Origin of the sequence: Caballeronia insecticola (genome assembly GCF_000402035.1) — a bacterium.
GTDB classification, from domain to species: Bacteria; Pseudomonadota; Gammaproteobacteria; order Burkholderiales; family Burkholderiaceae; genus Caballeronia; species Caballeronia insecticola.
This window is the reverse complement of the sequence record NC_021289.1, coordinates 1,108,196-1,130,864: the sequence shown is the minus strand read 5'-3', so window position 1 is coordinate 1,130,864 and position 22,669 is coordinate 1,108,196. Positions and strand designations below refer to the sequence as shown.

Annotated in this window: 18 protein-coding genes; 13 read left to right on the top strand and 5 right to left on the bottom strand. The window is 61.8% G+C overall.

The annotated features are described in order from the left end of the window. Window positions 1–8 precede the first annotated feature (8 nt). The 5 genes from BRPE64_RS29785 to BRPE64_RS29765 are packed head-to-tail and all read left to right on the top strand — an operon-like array spanning window position 9 to window position 5,994. Complete coding sequence (locus BRPE64_RS29785) at window positions 9–980, top strand: glycosyltransferase family 2 protein (protein WP_044043890.1); 972 nt, start codon at window positions 9–11, stop codon at window positions 978–980. Further along, the gene (locus BRPE64_RS29780; RefSeq protein ID WP_044043575.1) at window positions 977–2,110 is read left to right on the top strand and encodes a glycosyltransferase; all 1,134 of its coding nucleotides are present in this window, start codon (window positions 977–979) and stop codon (window positions 2,108–2,110) included. The genes BRPE64_RS29785 and BRPE64_RS29780 overlap by 4 nt, the downstream gene beginning before the upstream one ends. Next, window positions 2,107–3,633, top strand: coding sequence for a hypothetical protein (locus tag BRPE64_RS29775; protein ID WP_016348722.1), 1,527 nt, complete (start codon window positions 2,107–2,109; stop codon window positions 3,631–3,633). The genes BRPE64_RS29780 and BRPE64_RS29775 overlap by 4 nt, the downstream gene beginning before the upstream one ends. Then, the gene (locus BRPE64_RS29770) at window positions 3,596–4,780 is read left to right on the top strand and encodes a glycosyltransferase family 4 protein (RefSeq protein ID WP_016348721.1); all 1,185 of its coding nucleotides are present in this window, start codon (window positions 3,596–3,598) and stop codon (window positions 4,778–4,780) included. Before BRPE64_RS29775 ends, BRPE64_RS29770 begins: the two co-directional genes overlap by 38 nt. Window positions 4,781–4,815: 35 nt before the next feature. Further along, window positions 4,816–5,994: a glycosyltransferase family 4 protein gene (locus tag BRPE64_RS29765; RefSeq protein ID WP_016348720.1), complete on the top strand. Its 1,179-nt coding sequence runs from the start codon at window positions 4,816–4,818 to the stop codon at window positions 5,992–5,994. A gap of 39 nt (window positions 5,995–6,033) precedes the next feature. Here BRPE64_RS29765 and BRPE64_RS29760 read toward each other — a convergent pair whose 3' ends face one another. Beyond that, complete coding sequence (locus BRPE64_RS29760; RefSeq protein ID WP_016348719.1) at window positions 6,034–6,951, bottom strand: GDP-mannose 4,6-dehydratase; 918 nt, start codon at window positions 6,949–6,951, stop codon at window positions 6,034–6,036. 7 nt (window positions 6,952–6,958) lie between these two features. Next, the gene (gmd, locus tag BRPE64_RS29755) at window positions 6,959–8,002 is read right to left on the bottom strand and encodes a GDP-mannose 4,6-dehydratase (protein WP_016348718.1); all 1,044 of its coding nucleotides are present in this window, start codon (window positions 8,000–8,002) and stop codon (window positions 6,959–6,961) included. A gap of 209 nt (window positions 8,003–8,211) precedes the next feature. Here gmd and BRPE64_RS33090 point away from each other — a divergent pair, with 209 nt between their 5' ends. From BRPE64_RS33090 to BRPE64_RS29740, 3 genes are read left to right on the top strand one after another with little or no spacing between them, the layout of a single operon-like run. After that, window positions 8,212–10,416, top strand: coding sequence for an NHL repeat-containing protein (locus tag BRPE64_RS33090; RefSeq protein WP_016348717.1), 2,205 nt, complete (start codon window positions 8,212–8,214; stop codon window positions 10,414–10,416). Window positions 10,417–10,433: 17 nt separating this feature from the next. Next, on the top strand, window positions 10,434–11,933 hold the full coding sequence (locus BRPE64_RS29745) for an oligosaccharide flippase family protein (protein ID WP_016348716.1): 1,500 nt from the start codon (window positions 10,434–10,436) through the stop codon (window positions 11,931–11,933). After that, complete coding sequence (locus tag BRPE64_RS29740) at window positions 11,930–14,401, top strand: glycosyltransferase family 4 protein (RefSeq protein ID WP_016348715.1); 2,472 nt, start codon at window positions 11,930–11,932, stop codon at window positions 14,399–14,401. Before BRPE64_RS29745 ends, BRPE64_RS29740 begins: the two co-directional genes overlap by 4 nt. Window positions 14,402–14,414: 13 nt before the next feature. Here BRPE64_RS29740 and BRPE64_RS29735 read toward each other — a convergent pair whose 3' ends face one another. Further along, on the bottom strand, window positions 14,415–15,554 hold the full coding sequence (locus tag BRPE64_RS29735) for an acyltransferase family protein (RefSeq protein WP_016348714.1): 1,140 nt from the start codon (window positions 15,552–15,554) through the stop codon (window positions 14,415–14,417). Between the two features lie 175 nt (window positions 15,555–15,729). Between BRPE64_RS29735 and BRPE64_RS33515 the strand changes: the two genes are divergently transcribed. The 4 genes from BRPE64_RS33515 to BRPE64_RS29720 all read left to right on the top strand — a co-directional run bounded on the left by BRPE64_RS33515 (window position 15,730) and on the right by BRPE64_RS29720 (window position 18,909). After that, the gene (locus tag BRPE64_RS33515) at window positions 15,730–15,882 is read left to right on the top strand and encodes a hypothetical protein (protein ID WP_173405484.1); all 153 of its coding nucleotides are present in this window, start codon (window positions 15,730–15,732) and stop codon (window positions 15,880–15,882) included. 96 nt (window positions 15,883–15,978) lie between these two features. Continuing rightward, window positions 15,979–16,911, top strand: coding sequence for a UTP--glucose-1-phosphate uridylyltransferase GalU (gene galU, locus BRPE64_RS29730; protein WP_016348712.1), 933 nt, complete (start codon window positions 15,979–15,981; stop codon window positions 16,909–16,911). 146 nt (window positions 16,912–17,057) lie between these two features. Continuing rightward, window positions 17,058–17,825 carry a septal ring lytic transglycosylase RlpA family protein gene (locus tag BRPE64_RS32150; RefSeq protein WP_016348711.1) on the top strand — a complete coding sequence of 256 codons (768 nt, stop codon included), beginning with the start codon at window positions 17,058–17,060 and terminating at the stop codon, window positions 17,823–17,825. Between the two features lie 22 nt (window positions 17,826–17,847). After that, complete coding sequence (locus tag BRPE64_RS29720; protein ID WP_016348710.1) at window positions 17,848–18,909, top strand: phytoene/squalene synthase family protein; 1,062 nt, start codon at window positions 17,848–17,850, stop codon at window positions 18,907–18,909. On the opposite strand, the gene BRPE64_RS29715 is transcribed toward BRPE64_RS29720, so the two are convergent. Continuing rightward, window positions 18,887–19,738: a LysR substrate-binding domain-containing protein gene (locus BRPE64_RS29715; RefSeq protein WP_016348709.1), complete on the bottom strand. Its 852-nt coding sequence runs from the start codon at window positions 19,736–19,738 to the stop codon at window positions 18,887–18,889. The genes BRPE64_RS29720 and BRPE64_RS29715 overlap by 23 nt on opposite strands. 117 nt (window positions 19,739–19,855) lie before the next feature. On the opposite strand from BRPE64_RS29715, the gene BRPE64_RS29710 reads away from it, so the two are divergent. Then, entirely contained in the window at window positions 19,856–20,722 is an 867-nt protein-coding gene (locus BRPE64_RS29710) for an alpha/beta fold hydrolase (protein ID WP_016348708.1), read from the top strand. A gap of 13 nt (window positions 20,723–20,735) precedes the next feature. Here BRPE64_RS29710 and BRPE64_RS29705 read toward each other — a convergent pair whose 3' ends face one another. Continuing rightward, window positions 20,736–22,394: a D-alanyl-D-alanine carboxypeptidase/D-alanyl-D-alanine-endopeptidase gene (locus BRPE64_RS29705; protein ID WP_044043572.1), complete on the bottom strand. Its 1,659-nt coding sequence runs from the start codon at window positions 22,392–22,394 to the stop codon at window positions 20,736–20,738. Window positions 22,395–22,669 lie beyond the last annotated feature (275 nt).

Below are 22,669 nucleotides of genomic sequence, written 5' to 3'. Positions count from 1 at the left end.
CGATGAAGATGAAAGTCTCCGTGGTGGTGCCGACCTATCGGCGGCCGGCGGACCTGAAGCGGTGTCTTGCGGCGCTGCGCGCACAGACACGCATGCCCGATGAAGTACTCGTGATCGCACGTGCCGAAGACGATGCCACCGCGCGACGCCTTGCCATCGAACTGAAAAGCGCCAGCCGCTTCGCGCTGCGCGTGATCGACACCGGCGCGGGCGGGCAGGTGGCCGCGCTCAATCGCGGGCTGGAATCGGCGGAGGGCGACATCATCGCGATCACCGACGACGACGCCGCGCCGCATCCCGACTGGATCGAACGCATTGCGCGCGCCTTCGAAGCCGACGAGCGTCTCGGTGCAATCGGTGGTCGCGACTGGGTACACGAAAAGGGCCGCGTGCTCGATGGTTCATGTCATGAAGTCGGCGTGATCCGGCGCACGGGACGCATCGTAGGTAATCATCATCTTGGCGTGGGCGCGGCGCGCGAAGTGCGCATGCTGAAGGGCGCGAACATGAGCTATCGGCGCGCGGCGGTGTCGACGCTGCGTTTCGATACGCGTCTGCGCGGCGCGGGCGCGCAAGTCCACAACGACATGGCGTTCAGCATGAGCGTGCGCCGCGCGGGCTGGAGCGTGCTCTACGATCCGCTCGTTGCGGTGGATCACTTTCCCGCCGAACGTTTCGACGACGACCGCCGCGATGCGCAAACGCTCGGCGCATTGAGCGATGCCGCGTATAACTTCCATCTCATTCTCGGCGAGCAGCTCGAACCGGCGCATCGCGATATCGCGTGGGTCTGGTATGCGCTGATCGGCACGCGCGTTTATCCGGGCGTGCTGCATACCGTGATCGCGATGCGCAGCGGCATAGCGCGTGCATGGCAACGCTTTCGCGCGGTACGCAAGGGCGCATTGCAGGCGCGTCGCGATGCACGCCGCATGCGCGATGCATCCGCGCCGACGATTTCCCCCGCGAGGACGCTATGACAAACGTCCATGTGCATCTCTTTCATGGCGCGGACCCGCGGCATTATCGCAAGGGCGACGACATCGGCTGCCTGTACGGCTATCACCATGCGGAGTCGCCTGAATTCGCGTTGTCATATTCGCGCGATGCGCACGAGAGCAAGCCGGTGCGTTTCATCCGGCGCGCGTTGAAGGCCGCGCTCGGTTTCGACTTCATTCATACGTGGCGCAATCGCGATGCGATTCTCTCTTGCGATGCCGTGTGGACGCATACGGAGCAGGAATATCTTTCGGCGGCATTGCTGCTTTTGTTGAAAGCGCGGGGAAAGAGCAAGCCGCTTCTGCTCGCGCAATCGATCTGGCTGCTCGACAAATGGAACGGCTATGGCGCGTTGCGCCGCTGGATGGTTCGCAAGCTGATTGCACGCGCCGATATTCTCACGACACATTCGAGTGTGAATGCCGCACTCGTGCGCGAATACTTCGGCCGCGATGCGACTCAGGTGTTCTATGGTCTCAACACGCAAGACTTCTCGCTGAACGCACCGCGCGAGTGGACGGCGCATACGCCGCTGCGCGTCGGCGCGATCGGCAATGATCGCGATCGCGACTGGGCGACGCTCGCCACAGCTTTCCGCAACGACGATCGCTACGACGTGCGCATCGCGACGCGGCGGCGCGTTCCGGCTTCGCTGCACGCGGATAACGTACATATCGCGCCCGCCATCGGCCTGAACGCTGCGCGCGAACTCTACGACTGGGCCGATGTGATTGTCGTGCCATTGCGCGCGAACACGCATGCGTCGGGACTGACCGTGCTGCTCGAAGCGGTCGCGCTGGGCAAGCCCGTTATCGTGACGGACGTGGGCGGCCTGCGCGATTACTTCGGCACGGGACACGTGTCTTATGTGCCCGCGCACGATGCGGTCGCGTTGCGGCGCGCGCTCGATGAACTGCGCGCGGATCCGGCACTTGCGCTCGCGCGTGCGCAAGCCGCGCTTCGGCACTTCGTCGCGCGAGACTACACGACACGCGAGTTCGCGCTTCAGCATGTACGCCTGACGCGCGAAGCATTGGGACGCGGTCAGGGCGCGAGCGAAGCCGTGACGAACACGCAAACCGTGTTCGCATCGCACGAGCTGACGCGATGAGCACACCGTCGCTGCCTCGCGCGCCACGCGATCTTGCAGGCCGCATCGGCACGTTGCGACCGGCGCGCCAAGGTCCGCCCGAATGGACCGCGCAGGCCATCGTGTGGGGGCTCACTGCGCTCCTCGTGCTCGCGCGTCAGGGCACGGTGCTCACGCTCGCATTTCCGTTGATGTCGACGCTCGCCGCGCTGTGGCTGTACTTCAAAAGCCCGGCGCGCTATATCGGCTTCATGTGGTGGGTGTGGTTCCTGAGCCCGGAAGTGCGGCGTCTCGCGGACTGGGGCAAGGGATCGTTCACGCCGACGAGCCTGATCCAGATCGCGCCGCTCGTCGTCACGATGATCTGCGGGCTCACGCTGTTGCGTCAGTATCGCGTGCTCGCGCAGCGCCGTGGCTTGCCGATGCTGCTCATGTTGCTCGGCATTGCGTATGCGTATCTGATTGGCGTGGCGTCGAGCGGACCGATGGCGGCGACCTACGATCTCGCGAACTGGCTGTATCCGGTGCTGATCGGCTTTCACATCATGGTGAACGCGCACGAGTATCCGAAGTATCGAAAGGTGTTGCTCGACACCTTCGTATACGGCCTGCTCGTGATGGGCGCATACGGCATCGTGCAGTTCTTCATCATGCCGGCATGGGATTCGATGTGGATGATCGGCTCGCAGATGGCGTCGCAAGGCGAGCCCGTGCCGCTCGGCGTGCGCGTGTTCAGCACGATGAATTCATCGGGTCCGTTCGCGCTCGTCGCGATGGCGGGGCTCACTTTCGTCATGGCCGGCACGCAGCGCGCACGCTGGATCGCGGGCGGTCTCGGCTTCGTCTCGTTCGGTTTGTCGCTGGTGCGTTCGGCATGGGGCGGATGGATCATCTCGATGGTGCTGCAACTGATCAAGGCGAGCAATCGCGTGCGTCTGCGCATTTTGCTCGGCGCAATCGTGCTGATTGCACTGTCGGTGCCGGTGATGACGGTGGGTCCGATCGCGGATCGTCTCGGCACGCGCTTGCAAACCATGACCAACCTGAGCGACGACAGCAGCTACGCGGCGCGCAACGAGTTCTATACGACCTTCATGGTGACGGCCTTTACCGATGTCACCGGCGAAGGCTTCGGCGCAACCGGCACATCGACCAAGCTCGCGAGCGCGAACGGCGATCTCGGCAAATACGGCAGCTTCGACAGCGGCGTGATGAACGTGCCGTTCGTGCTCGGCTGGCCGGGCGGGCTGCTCTATACGGCGGGTGTCGTGCTGCTGCTCGTGCGCGCATTGCGCGCGTCGTTCTCGCTACGTGACGACAAATTCGCGCAAGCCGCGTTGAGCCTCGCGTTCTCGATGATCGGCATTCTGCTCTTCGCCAACACCTTCGTGAGCACGGGCGGATCGTTGTTGTTCACGAGCCTGTTCTCGATCATCGCCGCGCGACATCACGCGAAGCTCATGCGTCGACGCAACGCTTTCATTTTTAAAACTCAAGGGCTAGCCAATGAGAATCGCGATCGTCACGCACGTCGTGCGGCATAACGACGGACAAGGGCGCGTCAACTACGAAATCGCGCGCGCGGCGCTGGCCGAAGGGCACGAGGTCATTCTCGTCGCATCGCATGTCGCGCCCGAGTTGCTCGACCATCCGCGCCTGCGCTGGGTGCGCGTGATCGCGGGCCGCGTATGGCCGACGCGCCTCGTCAAGCAACAGGTGTTTGCCATCAAGAGCGCGCTGTGGCTGCGCACGCATCGCGACGACTATGACGTGCTGCACGTGAACGGCTTCATCACCTGGGCGCGCGCCGATGTGAATACCGCGCACTTCGTACACGGCGGGTGGATGAAGAGCGCCTATTACCCGTTTCGTTTGCGCGGCGGCGCGTGGTCCGCGTATCAGGTGATCTATAGCCGGCTGAACGCGTGGCTCGAAGGCTGGGCTTATCGACGTTCGCGCGTGGTCGCGGCGGTGTCGGAGAAAGTCGCGGAAGAGATTCGCGCGGGCGGTATCGAGAAGGATCGCGTCGAGGTCGTCTATAACGGCGTCGATACGACGGCCTTCAGTGCGGCGGCGCCTGATCGTGCGTCCTTCGGCCTCAAAGACGATGCATTCCTGATGCTGTTCGTCGGTGACCTGCGCACGCCGCGCAAGAATCTGCAGACCGTGCTGCATGCGCTCGTGGCGTTGCCGTCGCACGTACAGCTTGTCGTCGCGGGTTATCTGCCGGGCAGTCCTTATCCGGATCAGGCGCGTGCACTTGGCATCGCGGATCGCGTGCATTTTCTCGGCCTCGTGAAGAACATGCCGACGTTGATGCACTCCGTCGATACCTTCGTGTTTCCTTCGCGTTATGAAGCGATGAGTCTCTCGCTGCTCGAAGCGCTCGCCGCCGGGTTGCCCGTGATCACCGCGCGCACGGCGGGCGGGGCGGAGATCATCGGTGAGGAATGCGGCATTGTGCTCGAAGATCCCGACGATGCAGCCGCACTCGCGCATGCAATCGATGAACTCGCTACAGCGCCTGCGCGACGCGGACGCATGGGCGAATCAGCGCGCGAGCTTGCATCGCATTTCAACTGGGCGCGCATGGCGCGGCGTTATCTCGATCTTTATCGCAGCTTCGCGCGGCACGAGCGCAACGAATCGGCGACGCCGTTGAACGCGGCATCGGCGCAATCGGGCGCGTGAGCGGCGGGTCAAATCACATCGAACAGGGCAGGCATATGAGCACACACGCGAGCACGCAATCCATCAAGTCGCTGCAAATCGGAATGCACTGGTTTCCCGAGCGCGCGGGCGGTCTCGACCGTATGTATTACACGCTGGTCGGTGCATTGCCGGCGGCGGGCGTCGAAGTGCGCGGCGTGGTGGCCGGATCGCCGCGCGTGGCCGTGGATACGGGCGGTGCGATCCGCGGATTCGGACCGGCGGCGCAGTCGCTGCCGCGTCGCTTGATGAATGCACGCAGCGCGTTGCGCGATACGTTGCGCGACGAGCGGCCGGATGTCGTCTCATCGCACTTTGCGCTTTATACGTTTCCTGGTCTCGACGTGACGCGCGGTATCGCACAGGTCTCGCATTTTCAGGGGCCGTGGGCAGACGAGAGTCATGTCGAAGGCGCGGATTCGTTTGGCCAGCGCGCGAAGTTCATGCTGGAGCGGCGCGTGTATGCGCGTTCGTCGCGTTTGATCGTGTTGTCGGAAGCGTTCGGGCAGATCCTGAATGCGCGCTATGGCGTGCCGGAAGAGCGCATTCGCGTTGTGCCGGGTTGCGTGGATGTCGCGCAGTTCGACCTGAAGATGACGCGCACGGAGGCGCGCAGGCGCCTGCAATTGCCGCTCGGGCGGCCGGTCGTGCTCGCGGTGCGCAGGCTCGTGCGGCGCATGGGGCTCGAATCGCTCATCGACGCGATGACGCGCGTCAAGCAGAAAGTCCCGGACGTGCTGCTGCTCATCGCGGGCAAGGGGCGTCTTGCGGAGGAATTGCAGGCGCGTATCGATGCCGCGGGTCTGGACGAAAACGTGCGTCTGCTCGGCTTCGTGCCGGACGATCATCTCGCCGCGCTTTATCGTGCCGCCGATGTGAGCATCGTGCCGACTGTCGCGCTCGAAGGCTTCGGTTTGATCACGGTCGAGTCGCTTGCGTCGGGTACGCCGGTGCTGGTGACGCCCGTAGGTGGATTGCCGGAAGCGGTGAGAGGCTTATCGAAGGATCTGGTGCTCGAATCGACCGGCGCCGATGCGATTGCGAACGGCCTGATCGCAAGCTTCGATGGCACGCTCGACCTGCCCGACGAAGCCGCATGCAGGCGCTATGCGTGGGAACACTTCGATCGTTCGGTCATTGCGAAGCGCGTTGCTGCGGTTTATGAAGAAGCGATTGAAGCAGGGCCCGTGCATTGAGTCTGCGAACCGGCGCGTTGAAGAACGCGCCGGAGTAAGTTACACCGCGACCTGAGCACTCATATGGTCGTACATCCATTCGAGCGTATCCGCAATGGGCGTATGCGGTACGTGTCCGATCACTTGCCGCAGCTTGCGATTCGATCCGACGAGCCTCGCAATCTCATTGCGTCGCATGAAGCGCGGATCGACGAAGACATCGATCTCATAGCCCGCAATGCGCGCAAGCATCTGCAACATCTGACCCAATGAATGGCTATGTCCTGAGCAGATGTTGAACGTCTCGCCGACGGGCGCCGCGTGCAACAGCTTTGCATAGGTCGCGACGACATCGCGCACGTCCGAGAAATCGCGGCTCACATTGAGATTGCCCAGCGATATGCGCGCCTCGCGCCGCGCATGATGCCCGACGATCTTCGGCAGCACATAATCCTCGCTCTGACCGACGCCCGTATAGTTGAACGGCCTCACGAAGATAAGCGGCAAGCGATCGATCCAGAGCCGCGCCGCATGTTCCATCGCGAGCTTGCTGACCGCGTAATCGTTGGCGGGCTGAATGGAGACGTCTTCATCGATGGTCTCGACGGCTGCATTGCCATACACGTTCGCGGTGCTCGCGAGCAGCACCGCGCGCGGCTTTTTGTCGAGCACGGTGAGGGCCGCAAGCAGATTGCGCGTGCCGACGATATTCACCATATACGTCTTGCTGGGCGGATTGCCCGTGACGTGCGCCGCGCCCGCGAGATGCACGACGACATCGGGACGCGCATCCGTGACGAACGACTTGAGCGCATCCGCATCGAGCAGATCGACCGGAATGCCGACGGTATCGGCCACGTCTCCATCTGGTGAAGGCGTGGTCGTACCCCACACGTCGTAGCCCGCGTTCATCAGTTCCACCGCCATATGGCGGCCCGTGAAGCCCGAGAGGCCCGTAATGAGTGCGCGTCGTGCCATGGGTCGCCTAGAACGTCGGCTGAAGTTCGTTGCGCCGCAAGTCGGCGTCGACCATCATCTTGCAAAGTTCTTCGAGCGTGGTCTTGGGCGCCCAGCCGAGCTTCTCGCGCGCCTTGTCCGCGCTGCCGATCAGCAGATCGACTTCCGCCGGACGATAGAACTTCGGGTTCACGCGCACGAGCGTGCGGCCCGTCGAGATATCGATGCCGCGCTCGCGTTCACCCTTGCCCGCCCATTCGAGCTGATAACCCGCGGCGGCGAAGGCCATGCGCACGAAATCGCGCACGGTTTCGGTGCGATTCGTCGCGAGCACATAGGTGTCGGGCTCGCTCGTCTGCAACATGCGCCACATGCCTTCGACATATTCGGCTGCAAAGCCCCAGTCGCGCTTGGCATCGAGATTGCCGAGTTCAAGAAGCTCTTCCTTGCCGAGATGAATTTTCGCGACGGTGTCCGTGATCTTGCGCGTGACGAATTCGCGCCCACGCAACGGGGATTCGTGATTGAACAGAATGCCGCTGCATCCGAAGATGTTGTACGACTCGCGATAATTGATCGTGGTCCAGTGGGCAAACAGCTTGGCCACGCCGTAAGGACTGCGCGGATAGAAGGGCGTTTCCTCGGATTGCGGAATGGCCTGCACCTTGCCGAACATCTCGGAGGTGGACGCCTGGTAATAGCGCATGGTCGGATCGATCACGCGGATCGCTTCGAGCAGATTGAGCGCGCCCAAACCGGTAACGCCCGCAGTGGTCGAAGGCTGATCGAATGACACGCCGACGAAACTTTGCGCTGCGAGGTTATAGAGTTCGCCCGCTTCGGCTGTTTCGAGCAAACGAAGATTGGAACCGAGATCGGTCAGATCGTGCTCGACGAGCTTGAGCTTCGGATGACGATCGATGCCAAGCTCCGCGATGCGCCAGAAGTTCACCGAACTTGTGCGCCGGTAGGTGCCGACCACTTCGTACCCTTTATCGAGCAGCAGCTTTGCAAGATACGCGCCGTCCTGTCCCGATACGCCTGTGATGATCGCCTTCTGCTGCGTGGCCATGGGTTCTACCTCGTCGATGATGTCATGAGCCGATGATAGGGAAAAGAAAACGGAAAAATATCCGCATTTCTTTAGCGCCAGGCACTCGTATTTTTTAAGCGACGACGCGCAATTTTCCTGAGATTAATTTCCGTTTTTTTAGCTTTATTTGGCCTCTACCCTCTAAGCGTCTAAAAGGGGCCGTCGATGCGGCGCTAACGGAGGAACATTTGCGGCGCACCGGTTTTTTTCTTTGCATCGCGCTTGGCTTGAGTCTAAGCGTCACACATGCGGAAGCGGCGCCGTCGCGCGTGCTCGACGCGAAGTCTTCGTGGATCGGCAATACGTTCGGCTTCGGCAACGGCGCTTGGACGCAGATCAACATCACGGCGATTGCCGTTGCACCCGATGGACGCGTGTTCACCAATTCGCCGTGGGACGAGAGCGGCGCGGAAGCCAGCGTGTATCGCGACGGCCAGATGCTCGGCTACGCGGGCGGCACGCACGGATGGGGCGCAGCGGGCGGCAATGCGGTCGCGGTGAATTCGCGCTACGTATATGTCGCGGTTGGTGTGGGCAACGAGAAAGGGCGGCTCGTCAAGGAAGGTGTGTGGCCGCGTTCGGGCCGGCATTGGATCGGCGTGACACGGCGCGATATCGGCGACATGAAACGTCCCGCGCCTTTCGAGGACGGCATCGCGCAAAAGGCGCTTGCGAACGACAAAGATTCGCGCGCGGTGCTCGCACGCAGCTTTCTGACGATCAACGACACGCCTGACGACGCGCGTCAGGATATCGGCGGTCTGGCGGCAAGCGATGCGTTGCTGTATGTGGCGAATACATCGCAGGATCGCATCGAGCTGTACGACGCAGCTTCGATGCAAAAGAAATCGCAATGGAGCGCGCCGCAGCCGGGGCGTATCGCGCTTGGTGCCGATGGCTCGTTATGGGCGATCGTCGAGAGTCGCGGCGAGCATCCGCGTGTCGTGCATTACGGCGCGTCGGGTCAAACCTTGAGTGATGCACCGCGTTTGGCGGCGGACAGCATGGCGGTCGATATCGCGCTGGACAAGCAAGGACGCGTGCTCGTGGCGGACAACGGGCCGCGTCAGCAAGTGCTTTTCTTCGCGAAGGAAGGCAGCGTCTATCGCGAATCAAGCGCATTGGGCGAGCGCGGCGGAATTTTTTCGGGCGTGGCGGGCAAGCCGGGGCCGCGACGCTTCAACGGGTTGACGGGCGTGGGCGTGGATGCGGCGGGCAACGTCTATGTATCGGCGAATGGAATCGGCACGCATGATGGCCCGATCGGCGCGGGACTCGGTGCGACGCTGGAAAGCTATGCACCCGATGGCACGTTGCGCTGGCAGATGCAGGGCCTGCTTTTTGTCGATGGCGCATGGATCGATCCCGGCCGGCCCGATAGCGTCTACACGGGCAACAAGCGCTTCGAACTGGATCTCTCGAAGCCTGCGGGACAGGAATGGAAATACGCGGGCTTTCTATCGGGCCGCTTCAGGTATCCGGATGACCCGGTATTTCATGTCGATCAGTGGCCGGGCTTGCCGATCGCACGCAGGCTCGATGGCCGCACGTTTCTCTATCTGACGGACATGTATGCGGACCATTTGAAGATCTATCGCTTCGATGCGAAACGCGACGGCGAACTCGCGATTCCATCGGGCTTTATCGCGGGACGTCCGCGTCCGGTGCAGAACGTGCCGAATCGTCCGGAAGGCGGCGAATGGATCTGGCGCGATCAGAACGGCGACGGACGTTTCGATACCGGCGAGTTTCAACGCAATCCGGGCGCGGCACGCATCACGGGCGGATGGGGCTGGTGGGTCGACATCAAAGGCGATATCTGGCGCACGAGCGATGTGAAGGGCATTCATCGTCTGCGTTATGGCGGCCTCGACAAGCAGGGCAATCCCGTCTACGACTACGCGAACATGCAGACCTACCCCGTGCCCGCGCCGTTCACCGAATTGCGCCGCGCCGTATATGACGCAGCATCGGACACGATGTACGTCACCGGCTATACCGCGGATGAGCCGTATGACCGCCGTTACTGGAAGGAAGTCGGGCGGCGTTTCGTGCGCTACGACCACTGGTCGAGCGATGCACGCGCGCGCTATTCGATCGATCTTCCGTGGGACACGCAGGCGAAGCCGCTTTCGACTGTCATCGGCATCACGGTGGAAGGGCAATACGTGTTTGCAGTCGAGCCGGTCGGCGATGTGCATGTGTACGACAAGGACTCGGGCCGAGAAGTTGGCGTCATCAAACCGGGAGCGGAAGTCGGCCATGCATCCGGCTGGGTGGATGTGCCCAACGGCGTGAGCGCGCACCGGCGCGGCAATGGCGAGTATCTCGTGTTCGTCGAAGAAGACGCGCGCGGCAAGGTGATGATGTACCGCTGGACACCCCAGAGCTGAACGCGCGAGGAAAGTCGATGGAAAAGAGCATGGTCAGGAACGTCGGGATCAACTTCATCGGGTTGATTTTGCCGACTTTCGTTTCGCTCGCGACGGTGCCCGCATATATCCGGCTCGTAGGCGTCGAACGTTATGGCGTTATCAGTCTGGTGTGGACGCTGATCGGCTACTTCAGCATTCTCGATCTGGGCATGAGCATGGCGGCGCAGCATCAGATCGCACGCGCGCAGGCATCGGGCGATGTCGAACAACGCACGCGCGTGTTCTGGAGCGCGGTGTGGCTCAACTTCGCGACCGGTGTGATCGGTGGCCTTGCGATTTATTTCGGCGCATTCATGTACACGGCGTATGTCGCGCATTCGGCGCCCGCTTTGCAGCAAGAGGTTTATCGCGCGTTGCCGTGGCTCGCACTGGCCATTCCGCTTGCGAATGTCTCGTGGGTCTTCGCGGGCGCGATCAACGCGATGGAGCGCTTCGGCATCTACAACGCGAACCAGACCTTCGGCACTTTTCTCTTTCAGTTGTTGCCGTTGGGCGCGGCGTGGTTCATCGCACCGAATCTGCAGACGGTTATCGCAGCCGCTGTGCTCGCGCGTTTGCTCGCCGCGCTGTTGCTTGCGCGAGCCAGTTTCAAGCTGCTGGAGATTCGCCGCATCGACTGGCCGAGACGTCACGTAGCGGGCGGCCTGTTTCGCTTCGGCGGCTGGATGCTGGTGTCATCCATCACGACGATGCTCACCGATTCACTCGATCGCGTGCTGCTCGGCGCGCATCTCGGCGCACGCTTCGTTACCTATTACACGGTGCCGCAGAACCTCGTCACGCGTCTGAACATGTTGCCCAACGCGATGGTGCGCACGCTCTTTCCGCGCCTCTCCGCGATCGATCGCAGCGATGCGAACGGCATGGCGACGACGTCGCTCGTCTTTCTCAACGGCGTCTTCACGCCATTCGCGTTGTTCGCGATGCTCGTGCTCGAACCGTTCCTGCACGTGTGGATCGGCGCAGACCTGGCCGTTGCAAGTGCGCCGGTGGGCCGCATTCTGGTGCTCGCGGTGTGGCTCGTCGGGCAGGCGAGCGTCACGCGCATTTTGATTCAGTCGCAGATCAATCCCGCGACAGCCGCGCGCGCCGGGCTCGTTCAGTTGCCGTTCTTCGTCGCCTTGCTCTGGTTCGGCATCGAACGATTCGGACCGGTGGGCGCAGCGAGTGTTGTCGCGTTGCGCTCGCTTGCGGATTACGCGGTGCTCTTGTGGATGTCGCGCGTGCGCGCAAAGCCCATCGCCCTCGACATGCTCGCGCATCTCGTGTTCCTTGTCGCCGGTCTCGCGCTCGGCGATGTCATCGATGCGATGACTCATCCGCTCTGCGCAATCGGCGCGGCATTGCTGCTTGCGATTGTCAATGCAGCATGGTCCGCGCTGACGCATCCGGCTTTGCGGGCGCTTGTCGTGGCATTCGCGCAAAAGATTATCGGACGCACCCCTTCACCGCTTAAAGCGAGGAGTGACGCATGAAAATGGATTTCGAAGACGCGTTTATCGGACGCGCAAAGACTCGTCACTTTCTACATGAGAGCGGACCGGCGATGACGCCGACGCCGCAACGCGAGCGCACTGTCACGCGCGAAAACGGCGCGCCGCGCGTGGCGATCGTGCACGACTGGCTCGTCACTTACGCGGGCGCCGAGCGCGTGCTGGAGCAGATCATCGCGTGCTTTCCGGATGCGGATATCTTCAGCGTGGTCGACTTCCTCGAAGATCGTTCGTTTCTGCGCGGCAAGCATGCGACGACTTCGTTCATTCAGAAACTGCCGTTCGCGAAGAAGCGTTATCGCGCGTATTTGCCGCTCATGCCGCTTGCCATCGAACAGCTCGATCTTTCCGGATACGACCTGATCATATCGAGCAGTCATGCGGTGGCCAAGGGCGTGTTGACCGGACCTGATCAGGTGCATGTGAGCTATGTGCATTCGCCGATACGCTACGCATGGGACTTGCAGCATCAATATCTTCAGCAATCGAATCTGACGGCGGGCATGAAGTCGCTGTTTGCGCGGCTGATCCTGCATTACATGCGCAACTGGGATATTCGCACGTCGAATTCGGTGAATCATTTCATCGCCAACTCGGACTTTATTGCGCGACGCATACACAAGGTCTACAGGCGCACGTCGAAGGTGATCTTTCCGCCGGTCGATGTGGCTTCGTTCGTGCTTCGCGAGCAGAAGGAAGATTTTTATCTGACTGCGTCGCGCATGGTGCCGTACAAGAAGATCGATCTGATCGTTGAAGCGTTTGCACGCATGCCGGAGCGCAAGCTCGTCGTGATCGGCGATGGTCCCGACATGGCGAAGATTCGCGCAAAGGCTACGCCTAACGTCGAGATCATGGGTTATCAGCCGTTCGATGTGTTGCACGAAAAGATGCAGCGCGCCAAGGCATTCGTCTTCGCGGCGGAAGAGGACTTCGGGATTTCGGTTGTCGAAGCGCAGGCGTGCGGCACGCCGGTCATCGCGTATGGCAAGGGCGGCGCGCTCGAAACCGTGCTCGATGCATCGTATGACGCGCCCACCGGCATGTTCTTTCCGACGCAGACACCGCAAGCGATCATCGATGCAGTCGATGAATTCGAAAGCGGCGCAATGACGTTTCGCCCGGCCGATTGCCGCAAGAATGCAGAGCGCTTCTCGAATGCGCATTTTCGCGCGGCATTGCATGCGCATGTGACGCGTATCGCGCCGCAGTTCACGCTGCCGCCGTTGCCCGTCGAAGAGCAGAAGGTGACACCGGTTAAGACCGAAACGCCGAGCGATTTGCGCGTGCTTGCCGTCGATCAGAGCGGAGCATTGGGCGGCGCAGAGTTGTCGATGCTAGAGGTCGTCAAGAACATGCGCGGCAACGTGGAGACCGTTCTGTTCGATGACGGCCCGTTCCGCATTGCACTGGAAGCGGTCGGCGTGAAGGTCGACGTGCTCGACGGCAAGTCGCTCGGCGACGTGCGCAAGGACGGTAAGACGCGTCCGGGCATGAGCATGCTGAGCGGCGTGCTCAGGCTTTTGCGCGGCACGCTCGAAAAGTCGCGCAATGCGGATGTCATCTATGTGAACACGCAACGCGCGATGGTCATCGGCGCGATTGCCGGTCTCATCTCGCGCAGGCCTGTAGTGTGGCATCTGCGCGATATCGTCAGCGAGGAGCATTTCGGCCGCACTCAGCTTGCGGTCATCAAGTGGTGCACGAAGCTGATGCTCGAACATGTAATTGCGAACTCGACGGCGTCTGCTGCGGCCGTGACGGCGCTCACGCGTTTGCGCGAGGAACGGCTCGATGTCGTGTTTAACGGCATCTCCGCCGAGCCTTTCACGGATATCGAAGCTGTTGCGCAGCACGAGTTGCGCGCGCGTTTCGGCTTGCCGCGCGATGCGTTTCTGGTCGGCTGTTTTAGCCGCCTCGCGCGCTGGAAAGGACAGCATGTGTTGCTTGAGGCGCTGCTGGAATGTCCCGAGATGCATGCGGTATTCGTCGGCGCGGCGCTGTTCGGCGAAGACGACTATGAGGCCGAGTTACGTGCGTTCGTGAGTGAACACGCGCTCGGAGATCGCGTGCATTTTCTCGGCTTTCAGGACGATATCGCCGCATGCATGAAGGCCGTCGATGTCGTGACGCATACGTCGATCATGGCGGAGCCGTTCGGGCGCGTGATCATCGAAGGGATGCTGTCCAAGCGGCCGGTCGTGGCATCGCGCGCGGGCGGCGTGATGGATATTGTCGAGGACGGGGAGAACGGCCTGCTGTGTTCACCCGGCGATGCGGCCGAACTGGCGCGAATCCTGGAGCGGCTGAAGAGCAATGCGCCGTTGCGCGATAGGCTCGTCGAGCAGGGTTATGTCAATGCGACAAGCCGCTTCGGCACGCAGCGATATGTGGAGAGCGTGGAGAAGATTCTGGAGGACGTGGCGGAACGTTCACGCAAGCGCGGGTAAGGTCGGCCCTGACTCAAGCAGGGCGCCGCACCTTCTTGAGCGCCGCAGACCACATCATCGCGGGCCGCTCGACGACGAAATAGAACACGTAAGCGGCCCCGACGGCGACGACAGTAAAAGCAATCGAAGCCCAGATATCCGTCTGCAATGCCGATCTGAAGAAGATCGATCCGAGCAGCACGAAAATGGGCAGATGGACGACATAGAGCGAGAAGCTGAACTCGCCGAGCCATGACAAGCCGCGCACCACAAACGTCTCACGCATGGGCATATCGAGCGCGGCGAAGAGATATAGTGCGAACGCAATGGCCCAAAGCTGAAACGCCACATACTGCGCGAGGCTGAACGCGCCGCAGCCGACTAGCGCGATCAAGGCCGCGATCAAACCTATGTGACGCCGAGCCTCGAAGCCCTTCACTTTGGCTTCCGCAATCCACGCGCCCAATGTCCACGCAAACCAGTAAGACGTGCAGACGATAACCTGATGCCGCTCGAACACAAACGCCGACGCTATATTCACAACGCCGACGACTATCAACACCCCTCGCATGCCGATGCGCCGCCGTAAGGCCAGCAACAGCGGATACACGAGATAAAACTGCACTTCGATGGAAAGCGTCCACAACGCGCCGTTCGACCCGAACGTCTTCCCCGCAATGCCTTGCAGCGATAACAGATTGACAAGAAACGCGTGCAGATCGAACGGATTGATCTTGTGACTGACGGGCAGGAACGTCGTGCTCAGCGAATCGAACGCGAACGTCAGAAGCAAAGCGGCGATCAACACCGGATAAATGCGCGCAAGCCTTCGCATCATGAAATTGCGGCTATCGAGCGTAGCGGACGGGTTCGCAATCAACTTGCGTGCCATCGCGCGATGAATGCAATACCCGCTAATAACGAAGAAAATCGGCACACCCGCCGATCCCCACGCGATCGGGAACGTCAAATAGCTGATGACGGCGTTCGCATCCCATCCATGCGACGTTCGATGAAACTGCTGCATGCCGATCCACGTCACCTGACGGCAATGAAAATAGGCGACGAGCAACGCGGCGATTCCACGCCATGCGTTGATCGCCACGTCCTTGTCTTCAAGGACCGCGCTCGCTTGAAGCGCACCGGATGTCGCGAATACGGAGGAATCGCTCATAGATAGGGCTCAGGCCGCAAAGGAGTTCTAGTCGATCTTAGTGCAGTCGCAATTGCACGCCTAACTAAAAAAAGCCTGCCTAAGCGTAAAAAAACCCGCCTAAGCGCCGCGCATTATTTATCGATTTTTTTCTGATACGTTTGATTCTCATCTAAACGCCGAATGGATGTCGATCATGGATATGCATGCAATAGCCGGCGCGGCCGTTCTGCTCGTTCTCGCGGCCGTTTCGGCATATCGCGACGCACTTCGCAACGACCCGCTGAGTCCGCTGCGCAAGCGCGGCTCGACTCGCGCCGCGACGCCGCAAGCGGAAGAAGCGGACTAAGCGAATAAGCGAAGCGTCACATCGATCCGGCCGCCAGAGCCGGGCTCAAGAATCGGGGACATTTCTATTACCGGTTTCGATCTGGAGGGAGAAGTCATGCTTAAGGTGACCAAGGCGGTGTTTCCAGTCGCGGGTCTCGGTACACGCTTTTTACCGGCGACCAAGGCGAGCCCCAAGGAAATGCTGCCAGTGGTCGATAAGCCGCTCATTCAATACGCGGTGGAAGAGGCCATTGCGGCAGGCATCACGGAGATGATCTTCGTGACCGGCCGCGGCAAGCGTGCCATCGAGGATCACTTCGACAAGTCCTATGAACTCGAAGCGGAACTCGAAGCGCGCAACAAGGCTGCGTTGCTCGACGCAGTGCGCAGTATCAAGCCCGCAAACGTCGATTGCTTTTACGTGCGGCAGGCGTCGGCGCTCGGTCTCGGTCACGCGGTGCTGTGTGCCGAGCGTCTCGTCGGCGATCAGCCCTTCGCTGTCATTCTCGCCGACGATCTGCTGCACGGCGCGCAGCCTGTCATGAAGCAACTCGTCGAAGTCTTCGATCACTATCACAGCTCGGTCATCGGCGTTGAGCGCATCGCGCGCGAAGACAGCGCATCCTACGGCGTGATCGAAGGGCGCGAATGGGAAGAGGACATCATCAAGATGTCGGGCATCGTCGAGAAGCCGCAGCCCGCCCTTGCGCCTTCGAATCTCGGCGTGGTCGGGCGATATGTGCTGATGCCAAGCATCTTCGATCACCTGCGCAACACGCGGCCGAATGTCGGCGGAGAGATTCAGTTGACCGATGCCATCGGCTCGCTTCTGGCCGATGAGCAAGTGCTCGCATACCGCTATTACGGCACGCGCTTCGACTGCGGCAGCAAGCTCGGCTATCTGAAGGCGACGATCCAGTTCGCGTTGCAGCATCCCGAAGTGCGCGAGGACTTCGAACAGTACTTGCGCGCGGAAGTCTGGGCGCTCATGCCGGAGCTGATCGGTGCGGATAAAGCGCAATCTGAAACGCTGTCGAACGAAGTCTAAATGTGTGAAACCGAAAGGCGCGCTGTAAGCCGCGCGCGTGTGTAACGTTGAGTCATATTTGCGTCGCTGTCGTCAACCCTGAAGCGACGTAGACGTTGTGAGCGAGCCGATCCAGACGTATCGGTATTTCATGGAGAGGCTCGCTCATGCAGGACAAAGGATTCGTTACACCGTGGCATCTGGTTGGACTCGCCGTTGCCGCCACCTCGGGCGCCGTTACGGCAGAGGCGCGCACGCATACGACGCACGATGTATCGGTCGCGCCGCTGCCGCCGTTGCCCGACGCCCAGAAGAAGCATCCCGCCAAATCCGAGTCTAAGCATTCTCTGAAAGCCGAGCCGTTCGATTACCGCAGTCCCCGAACGACTGACATCGCCGAAATCGGACGCGCCTCATATTACGCAGGCAGATTTCAGGGGCGTCCTACGGCCAGCGGCGAACCTTATGACATGTACGCGTTCACGGCGGCGCATCGCAAACTTCCGCTCGGGACCTTCGTGCGCGTCAGCAATCTGACGAGGACGCGGTCGGTCATCGTGCGCATCAACGATCGCGGTCCTTATGTGAAGGGCCGATCGATCGATCTGTCCTACGCGGCGGCGAGCAAACTGGGTCTGCTCAGAGCGGGCAGCGAGGACGTGATTCTCGAACCCGTCAGCCGGCATGTCGCCCAGGAAGCCGACCATCATGTTGGCGGCCATCATGTCGAGCGCGCGGCAAGCGCGAAGCATCCGGTCGAGCGTGCGGCAAACGCGAAGCATCAAGTCGAGCGGACGGCGAGCGCGAAGCATCCGAAGCGCGTGATGCTGCATATCGCGCATCATCCGCGTGGTCACGTCAAACACGCGCACGTCAAAACGGGTCATCCACGCGGACGGATACAATTCGCTGGCGCGCGATCATCGCGCGCCTAGCCGAGACCTTCCGATCCACGTCATGAACAATTCGTCCCGGGCCGTTCTGCTCGGCCCGCTTCTCAAGAGCGTGTCGCGGTCGTTTTATCTCACGCTGCGCATTTTGCCGGGCGGCATGCGCGATCCTATCGGTCTTGCGTATCTGCTCGCGCGTGCAGCCGATACGATCGCGGATACATCGCTGATCCCGCCGCAACGCCGGCTCGACTTGCTGCTCGCGCTGCGCGCGCAAGTCAACGGCGCACCCGACGACGGCGCGCTCGCGCAGATCGCGGGCGAGGTCGCGGGCCAGCAGGCGCAGCCCGATGAACGCACGTTGCTCGAATCTCTGGGCGCCGCGCTCGCGATTCTGCCGCAATTGAGCGAGCCCGATCAGGCCGCGGTGCGCGATATCGTCACGACGCTCACCACCGGCATGGAATTCGATCTGCGCACTTTCCCCGATGAAACGTCGGGCAAGCTCGCCGCACTCGGCGCGTTCGACGAACTGGATCGCTACACGTATCTGGTCGCGGGCTGCGTCGGCGAATTCTGGACGAAGATGACTTATGCGCACATGCCGGGCACGCTGAGCGCCGCGCCCGACACGATGCTCACGCGCGGTGTGCGCTTCGGCCAAGCGTTGCAGATGACAAACGTGCTGCGCGATTGCGCGCGCGATCTGCGTATCGGCCGCTGCTATCTGCCTGAATCGATGCTCGCAAAGCAGGGTCTGACGCCGCGCGATCTGCTGGATCCGCAAACGTCGGCGCGCGCGCGGCCCGTGCTGTTCGAATTGTTGCGCACGTCGCTGGCGCTCTATCAGGATGCGATCGACTACACGCTCGCCATTCCGCGAAGCGCGGTGCGTCTGCGTCTCGCCTGCCTGTGGCCGATCATGATCGGACTCGACACGCTCGTGCTGCTCGCGCATAACGACGCGTGGCTCGATCCGCAGAAAATTTCGAAGGTTCGGCGCAACGATGTGTATCGCATCATGGCGGCGTCGTTGCCGATGGTCGCATCGAACGCCATGCTGCGCGCGTGGACTTCGCGCCGCGTGCGCGCCCTGGACACCGCAATCAGCGTCGCAACTCGGCCCTGATGCGCTCGGCGAGAAAGTCGCACGGCGGACGTTTCGACGCCGCGCTGCGCGCCAGCACCACTTCGAGCGTGCCGATATCGGGCAAGCCTTGCGCCGCGCCGAGCAGCGTGAAGTGCGCGGGCACCGCGCACTTTGCAAGCGGCGTGACGGCGAGACCGGCTTCGGCCATGGTCAGAAGACCGAGCAGGCTCGGGCTTTCGTACGACGTGCGATAGCCGATGCGCGCGCGCTCCAGGCTGCGAATCGCGTTCTCGCGCGCGACGCTGCCGGGCAGAAACACCGCGATCGGCAGCGGCCGTTCCTTCCAGATTTCCGTGGCGCCCGGCGCTGCGGCCCAGACCATCGGTTCGTGTCGCAGAAATTCGCCGGAAAGGCCTTTGACGCGCGTTGCGCAGACGAGATCGACGGTGCCGTCCTTCACCATCGGCGCGAGGGCTACGCTCGGCAAGCCGACGACCTGAATCTCCACCTTCGGATACGTCGCCGAAAATTTCTTGAGGATCGGCGGAAACAGCGACGACGCGTAATCGTCCGGAACGCCGATCACCACGCGCCCGGTCACGTCCGGCCGCACGACCGCCGCCCACGCTTCGTCGCGCAGCGCGATCATGCGGCGTGCGTAGGTGAGCAGCACTTCGCCGTCCTGCGTCGGCACCACGCTGCGCGGCTTGCGCACGAAAAGCGGCTTGCCGAGCGCGGTTTCCAGTGTCTTGATCTGCATGCTCACCGCCGATTGCGAGCGATGCACGAGTTCCGCCGCGCGGCTGATATTGCCGGTGTCCGCCACCGCGACGATCATCGAGAGAACATCCAGGTCGAGCGCTTTCATTATTCGAACGGGTTTTGTATATGGACTTTGCCATCAGAAAATCTGAACGATTCTATCAATATTATGCGATTTTCTTTTGAATAGGAGCGGCGCATAGTGCAGGAAAGGAGCCAACCGATGAACGCGCGAATCGATCTTTCCGTGCTGACTGCCGTGCAGGGCCTGCCCGAACCGTCGTTCGCCACGACGGCTTCCGGCATTTCCGTGCCGTATATCGACTGCGGCGAGGGCGAACCGCTCGTGTTCGTGCACGGATCGCTGTGCGATTACCGCTACTGGAGCGCGCAAATCTTGCCGCTCGCGAAGCAGTTCCGCTGCATCGCGCCGAGTCTGTCGCACTACTGGCCCGCCGTCGATGCCTTCGTGCAGGGCGAATTCAGCGTGGAGGCGCACGTTGCGGAGATGGCCGCGTTCATCGAAGCGCTCGATCTCGCGCCGGTGCATCTCGTCGGGCATTCGCGCGGCGGCTGCATTGCGTTTCATCTGGCGCGGGAGCATCCGCGGCTCGTGAAGACGCTCACGCTCGCCGATCCGGGCGGCCCGCTGCAAACCACGCCGCAGGCCGTGGCCGCGACGCTGCCGCCCGCGACCAATGCGTTGCGCGCGCGCGTCGCCGACTTGATCGAGCAAGGCGAATTCGACCGGGGCCTTGAGATGTTCGTCGATTCGGTGAGCATGCCCGGCTTCTGGAACAAGAGCACGGAAGGCTTTCGGCGCATGGCGCTCGACAACGTGCTCACGCTGCCCAAGCAGTTCCGCGATCCGCTGCCCGCTTACACGCGCGAGGCCGCGCGCGACATCAAATGCCGCACGCTGTTGATCGACGGCCAGAAGAGTCCGCGCATGTTCCGCAACAACGTCGACAAGCTGGAAGAGTGGATCGAGTTCGCGGAGCGGCAGACGATTGCGGGCGCATCGCACGGGATGAACGTCGCCAGCCCCGGCGCGTTCAATCGCGCGGTGCTGGCGTTTGTCGCTGCGTGATAAGCGGCAAGACTTACTGTAGCTTCCAGATGATCGCCGAGATCGTGCCTTCGTCCTGAAACACGTTGAGGACTTCGGGCACATCGCTGATCGGCACGTTGTTGACGATCAGCGCGTACGCAAGCCTGCGGCCGCTCTTCGCGTCCATATAGCCCGCGAAGGCTTGTCCCTTCAGCAGAACCTGCGGCCCGTTCGGGCCGTCCGTGCCTGCGGCGTACGTGCCGGTTTTCGCGTAGACCTTGCCCTTCGCGCCCGCGAGCGTCGGATCGCTCTCGAAGTCGGTCGTGCTTGCAAGCGAGCCATCGACGCCCAGGACCGGCATCGCAGCCAGATAAGCCGGGAAGGCCGCGCGGCCGTTCATGGCGCGCAACATCGCGATGACCGCAATCGGCGTCGCGGTGGTCTCGCCGCCGCCGCTGCCGTCGATGAAATGCGTCTGATCCATCGGCACATTGAACGACGCGCCGGAGAGCGTCGCGCGTTCGGCTGCGAGCGCCGCGTCGAGTGTCGTCGAGCCGTTGTTCGCGACGCCGAACAGCATCAGGCTCGTATCCGCGCCGATGTTATAGCTGACCTTCAAAATCCATTTCGCATACTGGTCCAGCGTCTGCGACGTGAGTTGCGCCACGCGCGTCGACGCGGAATAGGCGTTCTTCGCGGGCAGCAACTGCACCGGATTGTTCGCGACCGCCGCCGCGCTCACGGTCACGCCCGCGCGCGCCAGCGCCTCGATGAGCACGGTGCGCGCATAGTTCGCCGGCTGCGTGATGCGGAACGTGCGGATCACCGGAAAGCTCGGGACGATGGGCGGCACGTAGCCCGCCGGAATCGTGCCGCTCAAGACGCCGGTGCAATTGAGCGCACCGAAGCACGCTGGGCGCTCGGGCGTGACTTCGATGTCGGCGTTCGTGCCGGCGGCCGTCGTCATCAGCGTGGACTGAACGGTGAAGGCTGTCGACTTCGGCCGGTAATCGACCGGCGACGCCGAGCCCGCGCTGCCTTGACCGATGATCGTATCGACCACGTCGTCGTTGACGAAGATCGGCCGCACGAAGAATTCGTCGCGGAAATCGAAGGGCTCGAAAAGCCGGTCGTCGATCACGACGTCGCCGTTGATCGTCTTGATGCCCGCCGCCGCCACTTGTGCGGCGAGCAGGTTATAGCCCGCGAGCGGATCGGGCGCGGTGAGCTGCGCATTGCCTAGGCTGTTCGCTTCGTTATGGTCGAAGTTCGAAATGGCGAGCGTGCCGTCGGGATTCGTGCGGCCGCCCATCGAGAGATCGCCGCTCGCAACGAGCACGAGATTGCCGTTGAGCGTGCCGGTTGCATCGACAGTGCCGAGCCGATAAACCGGCGTCTGAAACTGATGCTGCGCGCCATATTGATCGAGCGTCGCGCCCAGCGAAAAGACCTTGCGCACCGACGCGACATAAAGCTGCGCGTTCGAATTCATGTCGTAGATCACATCGCCCGAGTTCAGATCGACGACGCGCAATGCCCACGTCGAGCCCTGATATAAGGGCTTTTTCATGACCTGCGTGATGGCGTCCGGCACGGAGGTGTCCGGCGAATCCGAACCGCCGCATCCGGCGATAGATGCAACGAGCGCGGCAAGCGCGCATGAAAGCGCAAGCGCGGCCACGCGTGCCGGACTTCCTGAAAGCGGGATCATGACGCGGCTCCGATAAAGGCACATTGCGCTCGGCAAGGGGCGAACATCCAATACGTCGGGACTGCTTCACAGCGCAGATAGGAGATGTCGGCGGCCGCCCGCCATTTTTTAAGCGAACGGGTGAATAAATTAAATACCGTTAAGGCGTCATGTCAAGCAAGGGCTATCGCGAATTCAAGGCTTTACGCAAGCGCTTTTTGTATGATTTCTTAAGCGAGTTTTGTCTGCTTGTTGTGACCGGACAACAGGAATTCGCGCGGCGCGGGCTAACATCG